The organism is Olleya sp. Ti.3.14, from assembly GCF_038154885.1.
Lineage (GTDB): Bacteria > Bacteroidota > Bacteroidia > Flavobacteriales > Flavobacteriaceae > Olleya.
In genome coordinates this window covers 162,391-178,929 of record NZ_JBAKAO010000002.1, presented here as the reverse complement: position 1 = coordinate 178,929, position 16,539 = coordinate 162,391, and the positions used below count along the sequence as shown (strand labels likewise).

The following is a 16,539-nucleotide window of genomic DNA, read 5'->3' as shown; positions in this document are numbered from 1 at the left end:
ATAATATTAGAAAGTTGAAAACAAATCAAACACAAAACACTGTATTAACTATTGGCACATTTGATGGCGTTCATATTGGACATCAAAAAATAATCAAACAGTTAGTTGAGGTTGCAAATAATAAAGGACTTCAACCTTCTTTATTAACATTTTTCCCGCATCCAAGGATGGTGCTTCAAAAAGACGCTAACATTAAGCTAATTAATACAATAAGTGAAAAAGAATTATTATTAAAACGTTTTGGAATTACCAATTTGGTTGTAAAAAAATTCACCAAAGACTTTTCTAGATTAACCGCTGAGTCATTTGTAGAGGACATTTTAGTCAATCAATTAAAAGCAAAGCACGTTATTATAGGTTATGATCATCATTTTGGTCGTAACAGAAATGCTAACATCAATGACCTAAGACTATTTGGAGAGCAATTTAATTTTGATGTAGAAGAGATTTCTATGCAAGATATAGATGATGTTGCCATAAGTTCTACAAAAATTAGAGCTGCATTAAACGAAGGAGACATCAAAACAGCTAACACGTACTTAGGCTATAATTTTATGCTGACAGGAACTATTATTAAAGGCAAAGGCATTGGTAAAACAATAAGCTTTCCTACTGCAAATCTTAAAATTGAAGAAACTTATAAACTTATTCCTAAACAAGGCGTTTACGTCGTTCAAGGCATAATAGATAATGTACTTGAATTTGGAATGATGAATATTGGCACAAATCCAACAGTAAGTGGTACTACCCAAAGTATCGAGATTCATTTTTTCAACTTAAATAAATCTTTATATAACAAAACCCTATCAATTGAGCTACTACATAGGCTAAGAGATGAGCAAAAGTTTGAAAGCCTAGACTTACTAAAAAAACAATTAGAAATTGACAACCATAATGCATCAGAATTTTTAAAGACGTATGATAAATAAATTTCTATTTAAACATATTGACAATAGCGCTTTAATAGTTTTCAGAATTATTTTTGGCCTGTTGTGTTTTCTAGAATCCGTAGGAGCCATTTTTACTGGATGGATTAAAAATACGTTAATAGAACCAAAATTTACGTTTAACTTTATCGGTTTTGATTTTTTACAGCCACTACCTGGTAATTGGATGTATGTGTATTACTTTATAATGGGTTGTTTTGGACTGCTAATCATGGTTGGTTACAAATACAGATTAAGCATGATTGCATTTACTGTTATGTGGACAACTACATATTTAATGCAAAAATCATCCTACAACAACCACTATTACTTATTATGTTTACTAAGCGGAATTATGGTGTTTTTGCCTGCTAATAATTACGCATCAATTGACGCCAAACTCAATCCCGAGATAAAAAAAATAAGCATGCCTAGCTGGTGTAAATGGATATTTGTAGCACAATTGTTAATATTATACACCTACGCCTCCATTGCCAAAATGTATCCTGATTGGTTAGACCTAAGCGTACCCAGACAGCTGTTAGAAAACAAAATTAACTACCCAATTATTGGGCAACTATTACAAAATCAATACTTACCTTTTTTTGTAGCTTATGGAGGTATTTTATATGATGGATTAATAATTCCATTATTGCTTTATAAACCAACCAGAAAACTAGCCTTTTATAGTTCTATAATATTCCATTTATTTAATTCTATTGTATTTCAAGTAGGCATTTTTCCTTATTTAGCGTTGGCATTTAGCTTATTCTTTTTTGCTCCAGAATTAGTTAAAAAAATATTTCTTAAAAACAAACCTTTATATAAGGATAACCAAGTTATTATCCCTAATTACAAACCAATCTTAATAGGAGCTACAACCATATATTTTATAATTCAAATCATTCTACCTTTACGTCATCATTTTATAAACGATAATGTTTTATGGACAGAAGAAGGTCATAGATTATCTTGGCGAATGATGCTTAGATCAAAATCTGGATACGCAACCTATAAAGTAGTCGATAAAAACACCAATCAAGAAACCTTAATAAATTTAAACGATTATTTAACCAAAAAACAACAACGCTTGGTCACTACAAGACCTGACGTAATATGGCAATTTGCACAGCATTTAAAAAAGGACTACAAGTCAAAAGGTCAAGATATTGCTGTGTACGTTAGTGCAAAAGTAAGCGTTAATGGAAGACCTCATAAAACGCTAATTAATACTAAAACAGATTTAGCTAGTGTCAAGTGGCAACCCTTTAAGCACAGCGATTGGGTATTACCTTCGCAATTAGATAAATAATTTATTTTAAAGCAACCAAAATCTTACTACTTTTACAACATATAATTTGAAGTTACAAATTGTCACCTAGCACAACAATTATAGTGTGCCAAAGCATGAAGTAACACCCAAAACAAAACATATGTTACAAGTACCATTTATCAGAGAAAACAAAGATTTAGTTATTAATAGATTAGCAGTTAGAAACATAGATGCTTCTACATTGATTGAAGAGGTAATAAATTTAGATGAAGAGCGTCGTGCTTTACAAACTAAATTAGATGCAGTTTTAGCAGAATCCAATGCTATCTCTAAAGAAATTGGTATTTTATATAAATCCGGTCAAGCCGAAAAAGCAAATGCTTTAAAAGCTAAAACAGCAGATTTTAAAGACGAATCTAAAGAGCTAAACGACAAGCTTACTACTACAGCCGAAGCTTTAAATCAACTATTATACAAAATCCCAAACATTCCACACGCTTCTGTACCAAAAGGTAATAGCGAAGAGGATAACGAAGAAGTATATGCCGAAGGTGAAATCCCTAAATTACATGATGGTGCATTACCACATTGGGAACTAGCAAAAAAATATGACATCATAGATTTTGAATTAGGTACAAAAATAGCTGGAGCAGGTTTTCCAGTATACAAAGGTAAAGGCGCTAAGTTACAACGTGCATTAATTGCCTATTTTTTAGATAAAAATACAGCTGCTGGCTATGAGGAAGTACAAGTACCACATCTTGTAAACGAAGCTTCAGCTCTAGCAACAGGACAATTACCAGATAAAGATGGACAAATGTATCATGCTACCAATGTTAGTCCAAGTCTTTACTTAATCCCTACAGGAGAAGTTCCAGCAACAAATATTTACAGAAACGATTTATTAGACGAAAAAGATTTACCAAAGTGCCTAACCACTTACACACCATGTTTTAGAGTTGAAGCAGGAAGTTATGGTGCACACGTGCGTGGATTAAACCGTTTACATCAATTTGATAAGGTTGAAATTTTACGTGTAGAGCATCCTGATAATTCTTACAAAGCATTAGACAGTATGGTTGACCACGTTAAAGCAATATTAAACGAACTTAATTTACCATTCAGAATCCTAAGACTATGTGGTGGTGACACAGGGTTTACTTCTGCATTAACTTATGACTTCGAAGTCTTTTCTACAGCACAAGACCGTTGGTTAGAAATATCAAGCGTTTCTAATTTTGAAACGTTTCAAGCCAACCGCTTAAAGCTTCGTTTTAAAAATAGTGAAGGTAAAAACGAATTAGCACATACCTTAAACGGAAGCTCTTTAGCACTACCTAGAGTTTTAGCAGGAATATTAGAAAACTACCAAACAGCAGACGGAATTAAGATTCCAGACGTATTAGTCCCTTATACAGGTTTTGAATATATTAATTAATTTTGTAGGTTTTTTCTTATTTATAAAATTAATTTAATCGATTAAACGTTAAAAAACACGTTGTTTTGTCGTTTTTAATACGTTTTGTTTTGTGGTTAACAAAAAATAAGTTTTCTTTGATACACCCAAAACAACCTACTAATTATGAAAACCGTTGCAAGATTGCTGCTTTTCATGCTTCTTTTAGCTGTTATGGTGAAAGTTTTAAACAAAACTAACGACCAAAGCAACGACAAAGAGACAATAGCACTAGTAAAACAATAAAAAGTAAAATTACATAGATAAACCCCAATCAAGTAATTGAATCTTATATTGAATATATATATGATTAATAGCACATTTATTAGATTGGCTAAATGCCTGAACTTAGTTCGGGCATTTTTTTTGCACATAATTTACATTTACTAGCTTTCGTATTTTTATATTTACAACAATGATAATTAAACGCTACATTTTAATAATACTCTTGATATTTTCTGTGACATTAAATGCACAGGAGGACTTAGTAGCACGCGAATATTTTACAAATGGTGAGTTTGAAAAAGCCTTAACCAGCTATAAAAAATTATACAACAAAAACACAAATAACACCAACTACTTATTACAATTAGTAAAAGTAGAACAACAATTAGAACTATATAAAGATGCAGAAGCAAGACTACTAGAAGTAATTGATACCAATAAATATCCAGAATTATTAGTAGAACTAGGTTACAACTACAACCTACAAAACGACAGTATAAATGCTATTAAATATTATCATCAAGCAATTAAATCCTTAGACGAAAACACAAATAATGCCTATCGCGTTGGTAGGACTTTTGAAAATCTATCACTTTTAAACCAAGCCATAACTACATACAAAAAAGCTATGCAACTTAATCCTAGGTTAGAGTTTAATATGCAATTAGCACGCATTTATGGCGCACAAGGTGAAGTAGAAAAAATGTTTGAAAGCTATATAGATTTAGTAGAAACTAGCTACAGTTATTTAAACACCATTAAAAGAAGTATTAGCGAGTTTATTTCGGATGATGCCTCCAATCAAAATAATATATTTTTAAAAAAAATACTCTTAAAAAAAATTCAACAATCACAAGATTTAATCTGGAATGAGATGCTTAGTTGGTTATTCATTCAGCAAAAAGATTACAATAAAGCTTTTGCTCAAGAAAAAGCAATTTACAAAAGACAAATGCAAAGCTTAGATCGTTTGGTAGAATTAGGTTTAATTGCAGAAAACCAAAAACAATACGACGATGCCATAGCTGTATTTAATTTTATAATTCAAAACACTCAAGACATTGACACCAAAATTGTTGGTAACTTAAAAGTGCTATTAATTAAAACAAAAATAGCCAGTGCTAACGACTATCCCAACATCCAGAAAGACTATGAAACGCTTTTTGAAACCTATGGTAAAACACCACAAACACTAAATTTACAAATTAACTACGCGCACTTTTTAGCCTTTAATTTTAACCAGCAAGATCAAGCCATTTCAATATTAAAAAACACATTAAAATATAAAATTTCAGAATATGATTTAGCTCCAGTTAAATTAGAATTAGGTGACATATTAATATTAAAAGAAAAATTTAACGAAGCCTTAATATACTACACCCAAATAGAACGCAACCTAAAAAACAGCACCATAGCACAGGAAGCAAGATTTAAGATTGCAAAAGCTAGTTATTATAAAGGTGATTTTAAATGGGCAGAATCACAGCTAAAAATATTAAAATCCTCGACCTCTCAATTAACCGCTAATGATGCATTAGATTTAAAATTACTAATTAGCGATAACAGAGCAGAAGACTCACTACAAGTAGCTTTAACTAAATATGCTAAAGCAGATTTATTAGCGTTTCAAAATAAAAATGACCAAGCCATTAGTATTCTAAATAGCGTTTTAACGGATCATAAAACAGAAGTTATTGTACCTCAAGCCTTACTAAAACAAGCAGCATTATTCGAAACTAAAAATGAATTTGAAAACGCAAAGTCAAATTACCAACGTATTATAACAGACTTTAAAGACAGTATTTTATTAGATAACGCACTATACAATTTAGCAGAACTATTAGTAAATCACTTAAATCAACCAGAAGAAGCTAAAAAATTATACGAACAATTATTGTTCAATCATTCGGATAGCATATACGCAGTCGATGCTCGTAAAAAATTTAGAGCGCTTCGTGGTGACACCTTAAACTAACATTATGGTAGTAGCAGAAACAGAACGACTTATAATTACTAAGTTTACATTGGATGATGCTCAATTTTTTATAGATTTAGTTAACACTCCAAAATTTAAATTGTTTATTGGTGACCGTAAAGTAAACACTATTAACCAAGCCAAAGCACGCATTAAAAAGGGTCATTTAAATGACTACAAAACGCACGGTTATGGGTTTTACAAATTGCATTTAAAAGCAGAAAACAACAAACCAATTGGCACAAACGGTTTAACAAAACGAGCAAATTTAGAATTACCTGATATTGGCTTTGCAATGTTACCAGAATATGAAGGTAAAGGCTATGGGTTAGAATCGTCTTTAGCAATATTAGATTTAGCAAAAAATAGCTTTGATCTTAAAAAAATTGGAGCAATAACTAAAGATAATAACGTTGCATCCATTAAATTAATAGAAAAATTAGGTTTTAACTTCATAAAAATGGTAAAACCCTTTGAGGACGACTCAGAACTTATGTTATTTGCAAAAAACTTATAGACCATGTACATATATAACGTCACAGTAAATATAGATGATAGTGCTCACGACGAGTGGTTAATCTGGATAAAGCAACACATACCAACAGTGTTAGCAACTGGTAAGTTTGAAAAAGCAACACTTACAAAGGTTTTAGTAGATGAAGAAATGGGTGGACAAACCTATTCCATTCAATATAAATCCTATTCTAGAGAAGCTTTGGATGCCTATTACAAAGAAGACGCTGACAACCTTAGAAATGAAGGTCTTAAAAAATTTGCAGACAAAATGTTAGCCTTTAGAACAGAGCTTCAAATTGTGGACGAGTATTCGGTAACGTTTAAATAATTCAGCTTAAGCTGAAAAACAACCTATTTTATGGCACATCAAAAACATAACAACCATCAGGTTAAAGCAAAAAAATTTCTTGGTCAACACTTTTTAGAAGACGAAGGTATTGCTAAAGACATTGCTGATGCATTAACTTTAAATGGTTATAAAAACGTCTTAGAGATTGGACCAGGAATGGGTGTTTTAACCAAATACTTACTACAAAAACCTATTACAACATACGTTATAGAAATAGATACAGAAAGTGTAGAATACCTACAAAACAACTATCTAAACTTAGCGCCAAGAATCATTGAAAAAGATTTTTTAAAATACGACTTAAGCCAGACTTTTAAGGACCAACCTTTTGCAATAATTGGTAACTTCCCTTATAATATTTCAACTCAAATTGTATTTAAAACATTAGAGCTTCGTGATCAAATTCCAGAATTTTCTGGTATGTTTCAAAAAGAAGTAGCACAACGTATTTGCTCCAAAGAAGGGAGTAAAGTTTACGGTATATTGTCTGTATTAACTCAAGCGTTTTATGATGCCGAGTACTTATTTACAGTACCTCCAACCGTTTTTAATCCACCACCAAGAGTAGATTCTGGAGTATTACGTTTAACACGTAAAGCAGATTATAGTTTACCGTGTGACGAAAAACTATTTTTCAGAGTAGTAAAACAAGCTTTTCAGCAACGACGCAAAACCATTCGTAACAGTTTAAAAACAATGGAATTGTCAGATAATTTAAAAGCAAACCCTATCTTTGACAAACGACCAGAGCAACTAAGCGTTGCCCAATTTTTAGAGTTAACTAGCCTAATCGAAAACGACAAATAATTATTTGGTGGAAGACAATCAAAACATACAATTTCAGCTTACAGATGCACTTATTGAGCAAGTAGAGTTACTTATCGAACAAAAAAACGATAAAGCACTTAAAACGCTTTTAGAGGAGTTTCACTACGCAGATATTGCCGAAATCTTAGATGAAGTAAATCTAGACGAGGCTATGTATGTTATTAAGCTTCTAGACTCTGAAACCACATCTGATGTCCTAATGGAATTAGATGAGGACAATCGGGAAAAGGTTTTAAAAAATCTGTCTGCTAAAGAAATTGCAGAAGAAATAGAAGAACTTGACACAGATGATGCTGCAGATATTATTGCAGAGCTTCCAGAAGAGCGTCAAGCAGAAGTAATATCTCAAATAGAAGACCAAGAGCACAAAGCCGAAATCCAAGAACTATTAGCATACGACGAGGATACAGCAGGTGGTTTAATGGCAAAAGAGCTTGTCAAGGTTTACGAAACTTGGACAGTAGCAGGCTGTCTGCGTCGTATTCGTGGTCAAGCACAACACGTTAGTCGCGTACACTCTATTTACGTCGTAGACAAACAAGAAAAACTATTAGGTCGACTATCACTAAAAGACTTATTAACAGCAAAAAGTGATCAAAAAATAGCAGAATTAGCCAACAGCAATGTGGACTATGTGTACGTGGAAGAAGATGTAGAGGAAGTCGCAAAAATCATGCAAAAGTATGACCTAGAAGCGATTCCTGTGGTTGATCAAAATAAAACACTATTAGGTCGTATTACTATTGATGATATCGTTGATGTTATTCGTGAAGAAGCAGACAAAGATTATCAAATGGCAGCAGGTATATCGCAAGATGTAGAAGCAGATGATAGCATCCTTAAATTAACTAAAGCACGATTACCATGGTTACTAATTGGCATGTTTGGCGGACTTGGAGCAGCCAGCATCATCGAAGGATTTAACGGTTCCATGGGTGAGTTTATAATCCTACTAAGTTTTGTTCCATTAATACAAGCAACAGCAGGTAATGTTGGTGTACAATCCTCTGCAATTGTAGTTCAAGGATTAGCCAACAACAGTATAGATGGCAACATCATAAAACGTTTATTTAAAGAGTCTATCTTAGGATTAGTAAACGGTCTAGCACTAGCCTTAGTCGCTATAGCAGTAACACATTTTGCATTTAAAACACCCTATATAATTTCAATAACCATAGCAATAGCCTTAGTTGCTGTAATTATAATGGCAGCATTAATTGGTACATTTATCCCAATATTTTTAGATAAAAGAGGTATAGATCCAGCAGTAGCAACAGGACCATTTATAACAACAAGTAACGACGTCTTTGGTATTTTACTGTACTTTATCATTGCAAAATCAATCTTAGGATTTTAAATAATTTGGGCGTTACCTAAAGGTCGTGTCATCCGTTATATCTTTTTTTTGCCATATATGGCAGCAAAAAAAAGGATGTCACTGCTACCACTAACGCATAAAAACATTACTTTTATTAAAATTGTTTAACACATTTAGACAGTCTCTAATAAATGAAAATATTACACCTTGACGCCAATCATCCATTGCTAATCAATCAGCTTAACGATTTAGGCTTTACAAATCACGAAGATTATACCTCTTCCAAAATAGACATCCAACAAAAAATAAATCAATACGATGGTTTTATAATACGCAGCCGATTTAGTATTGACAAAACTTTTTTAGATGCAGCAACCAACCTAAAATTTATAGGACGTGTTGGTGCAGGTCTAGAAAACATAGATTGTGACTACGCACAAAGTAAAGGCATAGCTTTAATTGCAGCTCCCGAAGGTAATCGTAATGCTGTAGGAGAGCATAGTTTAGCAATGCTATTAAGTCTATTTAACAAGCTTAATAAAGGCGACAAAGAAGTTAGAGAAGGCAAATGGTTACGCGAAGACAATCGTGGATTAGAATTAGATGGTAAAACCGTTGGCTTAATTGGTTACGGTAATATGGGAAAAGCCTTTGCAAAAAAACTACGTGGCTTTGACGTTAAGGTCTTATGTTATGACCTTAAACCAAACGTAGCAGATACTAACGCTACACAAGTACCTTTATCTAAGTTACAAGACCAAGCAGACGTATTAAGTTTACATACACCAGAAACACCATCTACCATTAATATGATTGATGCAAAATTTATAAACGGTTTTAAAAAACCGTTTTGGTTAATAAATACAGCTAGAGGCAAAAGCGTTGTCACATCAGATTTAGTTTCAGCATTAAAAACGGGAAAAATATTAGGTGCAGGTTTAGATGTTTTAGAATATGAAAAATCATCCTTCGAAAATCTTTTTACCGATAATAAAATGCCAGAAGCCTTCAAATATTTAATAAAAGCAGATAATGTTATTTTATCTCCACACGTAGCTGGATGGACCATTGAAAGTAAAGAAAAACTAGCACAAACAATAGTAGATAAAATTAAATCACAGTTTATCTAGTTACATAAAAATAAAATTAAACCAAATGACCTCAACCGCAAAAACACCAGAAGACTACATCAATCAACTTCCAGAAGACAGAAAAGCACCTATAACTAAACTGCATAATTTAATAATACAACACATGCCAAAAGGTTTGGAAGCAGGCATGGGTTATAGTATGTTGGCTTATTATGTACCAAAATCTATATATCCAGCTGGTTACCATTGCAAACCGTTTCCGCCTTTACCTTTTATTAATGTAGCTTCTCAAAAAAACTTTATAGCAATATATCATTCTGGTTTATATGCAAAAAAAGAATTATACGATTGGTTTGTTGCAGAGTACCCAAAACATTGTAAATACAAATTAGACATGGGTAAAAGTTGTATCAGATTTAAAAAAATGGATGACATCCCTTACGATTTAATTGAGGAGTTATTAGGTAAAATGAGTGTTGAAGAATGGATAACAATTTATGAATCTGTATTAAAATTAAAAAAATGAAAAAACGCGTTACAGGAATAGGTGGTCTATTTTTTAAAACTAAAGACCCAAAAGCAACAAAGGATTGGTACCAAAAACATTTAGGATTTGATACGGATGATTATGGCTCAACCTTCTGGTGGAAAGATAAAGATGGTAATGACTGCTCGACACAATGGAGTCCTTTTAAAGAAGATAGCCAACATTTTGAGCCTTCTAAAAAAGACTTTATGTTTAATTATCGTGTAGAGAACTTAACAGAATTACTATCCGCTTTAAAAGAAGAAGGCGTAACTGTACTAGGTGAAATTGAAGAATACAGCTACGGAAAATTTGGTTGGATTTTAGATAATGATGGTAATAAAATTGAGCTTTGGGAACCTATTGATAAAATATTTTTAAAATAATCATAAATTATTGTAATATATTAGCTTTCAGAAAAATAAAATCGATAAATCATGAATGAAGAGCACAAAAATATTGAAAGTGAAGCAGAGAAAACTTTAAACAGTTTAGAAGACACTGCAAATAATGTAGCTGAAGACGTCAAAGAAAAATCCGAAGAAACCTTAGAAGCTGTTAAAGAAAAGACATCAGAAGTTGTTGATAAAGCAGAGTCTAAATTTGAAGATCTAAAAGAGGATGCTAAAGAAACGTTTGAGAAAGCAAAAGCTAAAGCTAGCGAGTTTATAAACGAAGATGCTAAAGAGTTTATGGACGATACTAAAGACAAAGCATCTAAAATAGCCAAAGAGGCAGGAGAAAAATTTGACGAGTTGTCAGATGATGCTAAAGAAACATATCAAAAAGCTAAAGAAAAAGCAACTGAATTTATTAACGAGGATGCAAAAGAGATGCTAGATGACGCCAAAGAAAAAGCTTCAAAATTTGCAGACGAAGCAGGTGATAAACTAGAAGATTTGGCAGAAGATGCTAAAGAAGTTATAGAGGAAACGACTAAAAAAACTAAAAACTTTTTCCAAAGGTTATTTGGTAAATAATTTTAAAAAATCAAATTTAAAACCAAAGTCTTGCTTGATTTTGGTTTTTTAATTAAATTTATCATTGTGATATTGCAATATCACTTTAATAATAATATTAATCATATAATGACTATGGGCTTTTCAAAAAAACAGCTATTTAATACATCGCAAAATCAAGTGGCAAGTATTACTAAAGTATTGGGTCATCCTGCTAGAATAGCCATGATACAGTACATAAGCGAAAACAAAGATTGCAATTGCAATGCGCTTGTGGAAAGCACTGGATTGTCACAACCAACTATCTCGCAACACCTTGGCGAGATTAGAAAAATTGGTTTACTTAAACAAAAAGTAAAAGGAAAAAACCTATTTTACACGATTGATTTAGATCAATTAAACGAAAGTAGACGTGTTGTCAATGACTTTTTTGTAAAAACTCAGGTTAATTGCAATAAGTAATAGTTATTGTAAATTATAATCCGATGGTAGCATATTTACCAATCTATCTTGTCCAAACAGACCTCCAAACAATACATTGTTAATAGGAAAGTGTATACCAAAGCTGTCTATATAAAAAGTAAGATCTTTTGAGTTTGGCAATAAAAAGGCTTGCTCTAAGTTTTCAAAACTAACAACGACTTTATTAGCGTCTAAAAAGGAGACTTTTGTAGTGTTTTGTTCTGTTTTTTCAGTTTTAAAAACTGCATTTTGAATGGTTTCAAATAATGGATCGGAAGATTTTTCATCCTCTTTTTTAAATAACTTAAATCCATTTTCCCTAAGATTACTTGCTGCTAAACTTCTCATAAAATATAATAATGAGGTCTTGTAAACAAAGCTTCGGTTTTTGAGATAACGTTTCTTTACTTTTTTATTTAATTCGGTAAAAATACTAGTACCACTGTAAAATACTTCTTTAACATAATCAAATCCTGCTGCTGATGTATGGAACATGATTTCAAAATCCACTAAGTTATACTCGACTTTATAACCTAAATACTTATTTATTACAACTATGGGTTGATTTGCTGTAGCGTACATAGTTTGATCTACTTTGCTATATCTAAATCTAATGTTATCAAGGTTTTTGATCTTACAATCTTCACTATGGATTGACTGTCCTAAAAACTCGCGTTTAAAATATCCTATTTTTTTTTCTCTTGACCAGTCATCATCAGTTAAGACTATCTCGTCCAAATCTGTAGCTTGAGGTTTAAGCTTTATTATAGGATTATTTTGAAGTGTTTTTTTATCAATTATTAACGTCTCGTACCCAATATAACTAATTACTAATGGTGCGTTTATAGTTTTTTGTGTTGTGATAGAAAAATTACCATCAAGATCTGTGATTACTCCAATGGTTGTACCATCAAAATAAACGGTAACACTAGATAACAATTGATTTGTATCTGCGTCATGTACAGTACCAGAATAGGTCTGCGCAAATGTTAATGTGCTAACAAAAAAAGCAATTAAAATTACAATTCTGTTACTCATTTTGCTCAGTAACTTTACGCTCTAATTCTGCTTGAAACTCTTCCATAACAGGTCTTACTGTACTTTCTGGTAAATCCTCAATTTTAATATACATTAAACCATCTACTGCATTATTAAATAGTGGATCAACATTAAAAGCCACTAAACGTGCATTTTGTTTGATGTACTTTTTAAGTAGTACAGGAAGCCTTAATGCTCCTGGTTCAATCTCGTCTATAATTTTATCAAACTTGTTTAAGTCAGCTTCTGTTGCATCAAATACAAAGTCCTTATCTGCATCTTTAAGTTTTACTTTAAATTCTTTTTTAGGATGTACATATTGGGCTACATAAGGATCGTAATAATGAGACTTCATAAACTCAATCATTAACGATTTAGAAAACTCTGAAAATTGATTACTGATACTAACACCACCAATTAAAAACTTATGCTCAGGATGACGTAACGTAGTATGAACAATACCTTTCCATAATAAAAATAAAGGCATTGGTTTTTGCTGATACTCTTTTATTATAAATGCACGACCCATTTCAATGGACTCACTCATCATTTTATACAGTTCTGGTTCAAAACCAAACAAGTCTTGCAGATAAAACCCATTAATCCCATAATTGGCAAAAATCTGAGATCCTAATCCCATCCTGTATGCTCCTGCTAAAACATTAGCTTCACTATCCCATAAAAATAAATGGTGGTAATAATTATCAAATTGGTCTAAATCTATAGGCTCATTTGTCCCTTCTCCTACTTCTCTAAAAGTAATCTCTCTCAAACGACCAATTTCACGCAGCAAGTTTGGCATGTTTTCGGCAGTAGCCAAAAACACTTCGTAATTTTTACTAGTTAATAACTTACAATCTTGAGATCTTAAAAAATCAACCTCTTTAATCATAGCTTCTTGACTAACAGGTGTGACGATTTGCTTAGGTGCTTTTACCGATTTGGGTACTTTTAAACTAGAAGAAATAGAATCTATTATTTTTTCTTTTGGTTCAAATGCATTGGATAGCATATAGGTTTTTCTTCTTATAAATTCAGAAAAATCTGAAAGCGACTCATGCTCGGCTTGATCGTTCACAGAGATTGGCTTTCCTATTCTAACCTTTATCACTCGTCTTTTTTGAGTCAACAACTCTGATGGTAATTTTGCGGTTCTAAAGATATCGCTAATTTTAGATAGCTTATAAAACAACTTACTATTATTAGCATGAAAGTATATTGGTACTACAGGTACTTTAGCTTTTTGGACTAACTTCATAGCTGTTTCTTCCCATGGTCTATCTACTACCAATTTACCGTCTCTATAAGTAGACACTTCTCCTGCAGGAAATATACCTAGAGGGTGACCATCGCGTAAGTGTGAAATTGCACTTTTAAATCCTGCTATGCTAGATTTTGCATCTTTTCTGTCCTCAAAAGGATTAACAGGCATTATATATGGCTTCATCGGTTCTATACGATGTAATAAAAAGTTAGCAATTATTTTAAAATCTTCGCGTTGTTCTAGCATTAATTTTAAAAGTAATATACCATCAATTCCGCCTAAAGGATGATTAGAAACTGTAATGTATGCGCCATCTTTAGGTAAACGCTTTAAATCCTCTTCAGGTATTTCAAATTTAATTTGAAATTCATCTAAAATTCCGTTTAAAAATTCTAAATGTGATAAATGTTTATTACGATTATAGATTTTATTTAAAGTAGATATCTTTAAAACTTTCATTAATAACCAACCAACAAAAGTCCCTAAAAACCCGTATTTATCAAGTTTTATAGCTTTTGAAACTTCTTTTGCAGTGACTAATCCCATTTAATTTTATTCATATTAGAGTTTACAAATGTAATCAATAGATTTATTTAGTTACTATTTGTAGTGTTTCTTGAAACATTTGTTTTAATAAAACTGTTTTTCCGACTTCCAAATCGGCAATTGCTTTTTGATTGTAATGCCTAATCGTGTACAAAGATACGTTATCATTACATGTCACTTTAAATTTAGCTTTTAAATGTAACAATAAAGGCTCTAAATTATTGTAATTATTATCAAAACAAACAGAAAAACTAATCGCAGAGTTTTGGATAACATCAACTTTCATTTTATATTTTGATAGCAAATTAAATATTTCGCTAATATTATCTTCTACAATATAGGAAAAGTCTAAAGTAGATAATGATAATAAGACTTGGTTTTGCTTTACTATAAAACAGGGTACTTTTGGCTCAATTCCTTTAATTTTACTAACTATTGTTCCATCTTCATTTGGTTGTAAAAACGATTTAACGTACAATGGTATTTCTTTACGTTGCAGTGGTTGTAATGTTTTAGGATGTATTACTGAGGCTCCATAAAAAGCCAGCTCAATAGCTTCTGTATATGATATGGCATTTAATAATTGTGCATTTTTGAAGTGTCTTGGGTCGGCATTTAAAACACCAGGTACATCTTTCCAGATGGTAACACTATCTGCACTTAGGCAATAAGCCAAAATGGCTGCTGTATAATCACTACCTTCGCGACCTAAAGTTGTTGTAAAATTATTTTTGTCGCTTCCTAAAAACCCTTGAGTTATATTAAGTTTACTAGTATCAACATGTTTAGTAATTAACTGCTGTGTTAGGTCCCAATTAACATTTGCGCGTCTATAATAGTCATCTGTTTTAATTAATTGTCTAACATCTATCCAATTATTAGTAAATCCTTTTAAGTTTAAAAATTGACTAATTATAGTGGTAGATACTAACTCTCCAAATCCTATCACTTGATCGTAAACAAAATTATAATCCGGAGATTTATTTGCTTTCAAAAAAGTGGTGAGCTCTTCAAAAAGCGCATTTGTAATATCAAAAACGGGATGATTTTTATTTTCAAAAAGCTCTGATATAATATCGTTATGATAAGTCACAACTGCTTGTATAGCTTGCTGTAATTCTGGTTTGTTATCAAAATAGTTACCTATAACCTGCTCTAAAGCATTAGTGGTTTTACCCATTGCAGACACAATAATTAACGTATTATCATGTCCAACTTGATCTAAAACCGAAATTAGATTTTTAACACCTTTGGCATCCTTAACAGATGCACCTCCAAATTTAAATACTCTCATTTATAATTTTTGGATGTAATTTTCAATACTTGATTGATCCATTTGTACTAAAAACCAATCTTTTAGTAAAGTGGCTCCTTTACTTTCATAAAATTTTATTGCAGGTTCATTCCAATCTAAAACTTCCCAACATATACGTTTAACACCTAAACTATAACCGTATTTGATAACCTCGTCAAGAAGTAAAGTACCTAGACCTTCTCCTCTATAGTTTTCTTTAACAATTAAATCTTCTAAATGTACTGTCTTACCTTTCCAGGTAGAAAAACGAATATATATTAAAGCCATAGCTACAACTTCATCATTTTTTTCGGCCACAAAAGTTGTAAATAAGGGTTGTTTTCCAAAACCTTGTTCCAATAAATCTGCTTCTGTAATAATGACTGCTTCTGGTTGTTTTTCAAAAACAGCTAGTGTTTTTATCAAGTCAAGCATAGCCGGAACATCTCTTTTTTCGGCAAAACGAATTGTAAACTCCATAAAATTTTAATTT

The 16,539-nt window shown here is 31.8% G+C and carries 17 protein-coding genes; 13 read left to right on the top strand and 4 right to left on the bottom strand.

The features are described 5' to 3' along the window. The first annotated feature begins 14 nt into the window (after nucleotides 1-14). From V6251_RS05040 to V6251_RS04980, 13 genes are all read left to right on the top strand, one after another. Nucleotides 15-929, top strand: coding sequence for a bifunctional riboflavin kinase/FAD synthetase (locus V6251_RS05040; protein ID WP_341587291.1), 915 nt, complete (start codon nucleotides 15-17; stop codon nucleotides 927-929). Further along, nucleotides 919-2,238: an HTTM domain-containing protein gene (locus tag V6251_RS05035; RefSeq protein WP_341587290.1), complete on the top strand. Its 1,320-nt coding sequence runs from the start codon at nucleotides 919-921 to the stop codon at nucleotides 2,236-2,238. Before V6251_RS05040 ends, V6251_RS05035 begins: the two co-directional genes overlap by 11 nt. Before the next feature lie 121 nt (nucleotides 2,239-2,359). Then, nucleotides 2,360-3,637 (top strand): serine--tRNA ligase, encoded by a 1,278-nt coding sequence (gene serS, locus V6251_RS05030; protein ID WP_341587289.1) that lies wholly within the window; start codon nucleotides 2,360-2,362, stop codon nucleotides 3,635-3,637. Nucleotides 3,638-4,070: 433 nt separating this feature from the next. Beyond that, nucleotides 4,071-5,855, top strand: coding sequence for a tetratricopeptide repeat protein (locus V6251_RS05025; RefSeq protein ID WP_341587288.1), 1,785 nt, complete (start codon nucleotides 4,071-4,073; stop codon nucleotides 5,853-5,855). Between the two features lie 4 nt (nucleotides 5,856-5,859). Beyond that, nucleotides 5,860-6,372, top strand: coding sequence for a GNAT family N-acetyltransferase (locus V6251_RS05020; protein ID WP_341587287.1), 513 nt, complete (start codon nucleotides 5,860-5,862; stop codon nucleotides 6,370-6,372). 3 nt (nucleotides 6,373-6,375) lie between these two features. Further along, nucleotides 6,376-6,699: a DUF4286 family protein gene (locus V6251_RS05015; RefSeq protein WP_341587286.1), complete on the top strand. Its 324-nt coding sequence runs from the start codon at nucleotides 6,376-6,378 to the stop codon at nucleotides 6,697-6,699. Between the two features lie 30 nt (nucleotides 6,700-6,729). Continuing rightward, nucleotides 6,730-7,527 carry a 16S rRNA (adenine(1518)-N(6)/adenine(1519)-N(6))-dimethyltransferase RsmA gene (gene rsmA / locus V6251_RS05010; protein WP_028284171.1) on the top strand — a complete coding sequence of 266 codons (798 nt, stop codon included), beginning with the start codon at nucleotides 6,730-6,732 and terminating at the stop codon, nucleotides 7,525-7,527. Between the two features lie 4 nt (nucleotides 7,528-7,531). Beyond that, on the top strand, nucleotides 7,532-8,905 hold the full coding sequence (mgtE, locus tag V6251_RS05005) for a magnesium transporter (protein WP_341587285.1): 1,374 nt from the start codon (nucleotides 7,532-7,534) through the stop codon (nucleotides 8,903-8,905). Between the two features lie 152 nt (nucleotides 8,906-9,057). After that, nucleotides 9,058-9,996 carry a 2-hydroxyacid dehydrogenase gene (locus V6251_RS05000; protein WP_341587284.1) on the top strand — a complete coding sequence of 313 codons (939 nt, stop codon included), beginning with the start codon at nucleotides 9,058-9,060 and terminating at the stop codon, nucleotides 9,994-9,996. A 25-nt stretch (nucleotides 9,997-10,021) separates the two neighbouring features. Next, nucleotides 10,022-10,483 carry a DUF1801 domain-containing protein gene (locus V6251_RS04995; protein WP_341587283.1) on the top strand — a complete coding sequence of 154 codons (462 nt, stop codon included), beginning with the start codon at nucleotides 10,022-10,024 and terminating at the stop codon, nucleotides 10,481-10,483. Next, nucleotides 10,480-10,869: a VOC family protein gene (locus V6251_RS04990; RefSeq protein ID WP_292943418.1), complete on the top strand. Its 390-nt coding sequence runs from the start codon at nucleotides 10,480-10,482 to the stop codon at nucleotides 10,867-10,869. Before V6251_RS04995 ends, V6251_RS04990 begins: the two co-directional genes overlap by 4 nt. Nucleotides 10,870-10,920: 51 nt before the next feature. After that, entirely contained in the window at nucleotides 10,921-11,463 is a 543-nt protein-coding gene (locus tag V6251_RS04985; RefSeq protein ID WP_341587282.1) for a hypothetical protein, read from the top strand. Nucleotides 11,464-11,577: 114 nt separating this feature from the next. Beyond that, the gene (locus tag V6251_RS04980; protein WP_145005786.1) at nucleotides 11,578-11,904 is read left to right on the top strand and encodes an ArsR/SmtB family transcription factor; all 327 of its coding nucleotides are present in this window, start codon (nucleotides 11,578-11,580) and stop codon (nucleotides 11,902-11,904) included. A 3-nt stretch (nucleotides 11,905-11,907) separates the two neighbouring features. Here V6251_RS04980 and V6251_RS04975 read toward each other — a convergent pair whose 3' ends face one another. From V6251_RS04975 to V6251_RS04960, 4 genes are read right to left on the bottom strand one after another with little or no spacing between them, the layout of a single operon-like run. Beyond that, entirely contained in the window at nucleotides 11,908-12,942 is a 1,035-nt protein-coding gene (locus V6251_RS04975) for a carboxypeptidase-like regulatory domain-containing protein (protein ID WP_341587281.1), read from the bottom strand. Next, nucleotides 12,935-14,752 (bottom strand): lysophospholipid acyltransferase family protein, encoded by a 1,818-nt coding sequence (locus V6251_RS04970; protein WP_341587280.1) that lies wholly within the window; start codon nucleotides 14,750-14,752, stop codon nucleotides 12,935-12,937. Before V6251_RS04970 ends, V6251_RS04975 begins: the two co-directional genes overlap by 8 nt. 43 nt (nucleotides 14,753-14,795) lie before the next feature. Continuing rightward, nucleotides 14,796-16,046, bottom strand: a complete 1,251-nt coding sequence (locus V6251_RS04965; protein ID WP_341587279.1) for an aspartate kinase — start codon at nucleotides 16,044-16,046, stop codon at nucleotides 14,796-14,798. Next, nucleotides 16,047-16,526: a GNAT family N-acetyltransferase gene (locus V6251_RS04960; RefSeq protein WP_341587278.1), complete on the bottom strand. Its 480-nt coding sequence runs from the start codon at nucleotides 16,524-16,526 to the stop codon at nucleotides 16,047-16,049. Nucleotides 16,527-16,539: the final 13 nt, after the last annotated feature.

Coding starts and splice junctions, on each gene's coding strand:
- V6251_RS05035 (WP_341587290.1), top strand. CDS start 919: ATGATAAATAAATTTCTATTTAAACATATTGACAATAGCGCTTTAATA.
- serS (WP_341587289.1), top strand. CDS start 2,360: ATGTTACAAGTACCATTTATCAGAGAAAACAAAGATTTAGTTATTAAT.
- V6251_RS05025 (WP_341587288.1), top strand. CDS start 4,071: ATGATAATTAAACGCTACATTTTAATAATACTCTTGATATTTTCTGTG.
- V6251_RS05020 (WP_341587287.1), top strand. CDS start 5,860: ATGGTAGTAGCAGAAACAGAACGACTTATAATTACTAAGTTTACATTG.
- V6251_RS05015 (WP_341587286.1), top strand. CDS start 6,376: ATGTACATATATAACGTCACAGTAAATATAGATGATAGTGCTCACGAC.
- rsmA (WP_028284171.1), top strand. CDS start 6,730: ATGGCACATCAAAAACATAACAACCATCAGGTTAAAGCAAAAAAATTT.
- V6251_RS05000 (WP_341587284.1), top strand. CDS start 9,058: ATGAAAATATTACACCTTGACGCCAATCATCCATTGCTAATCAATCAG.
- V6251_RS04995 (WP_341587283.1), top strand. CDS start 10,022: ATGACCTCAACCGCAAAAACACCAGAAGACTACATCAATCAACTTCCA.
- V6251_RS04990 (WP_292943418.1), top strand. CDS start 10,480: ATGAAAAAACGCGTTACAGGAATAGGTGGTCTATTTTTTAAAACTAAA.
- V6251_RS04985 (WP_341587282.1), top strand. CDS start 10,921: ATGAATGAAGAGCACAAAAATATTGAAAGTGAAGCAGAGAAAACTTTA.
- V6251_RS04980 (WP_145005786.1), top strand. CDS start 11,578: ATGGGCTTTTCAAAAAAACAGCTATTTAATACATCGCAAAATCAAGTG.
- V6251_RS04975 (WP_341587281.1), bottom strand. CDS start 12,942: ATGAGTAACAGAATTGTAATTTTAATTGCTTTTTTTGTTAGCACATTA.
- V6251_RS04970 (WP_341587280.1), bottom strand. CDS start 14,752: ATGGGATTAGTCACTGCAAAAGAAGTTTCAAAAGCTATAAAACTTGAT.
- V6251_RS04965 (WP_341587279.1), bottom strand. CDS start 16,046: ATGAGAGTATTTAAATTTGGAGGTGCATCTGTTAAGGATGCCAAAGGT.
- V6251_RS04960 (WP_341587278.1), bottom strand. CDS start 16,526: ATGGAGTTTACAATTCGTTTTGCCGAAAAAAGAGATGTTCCGGCTATG.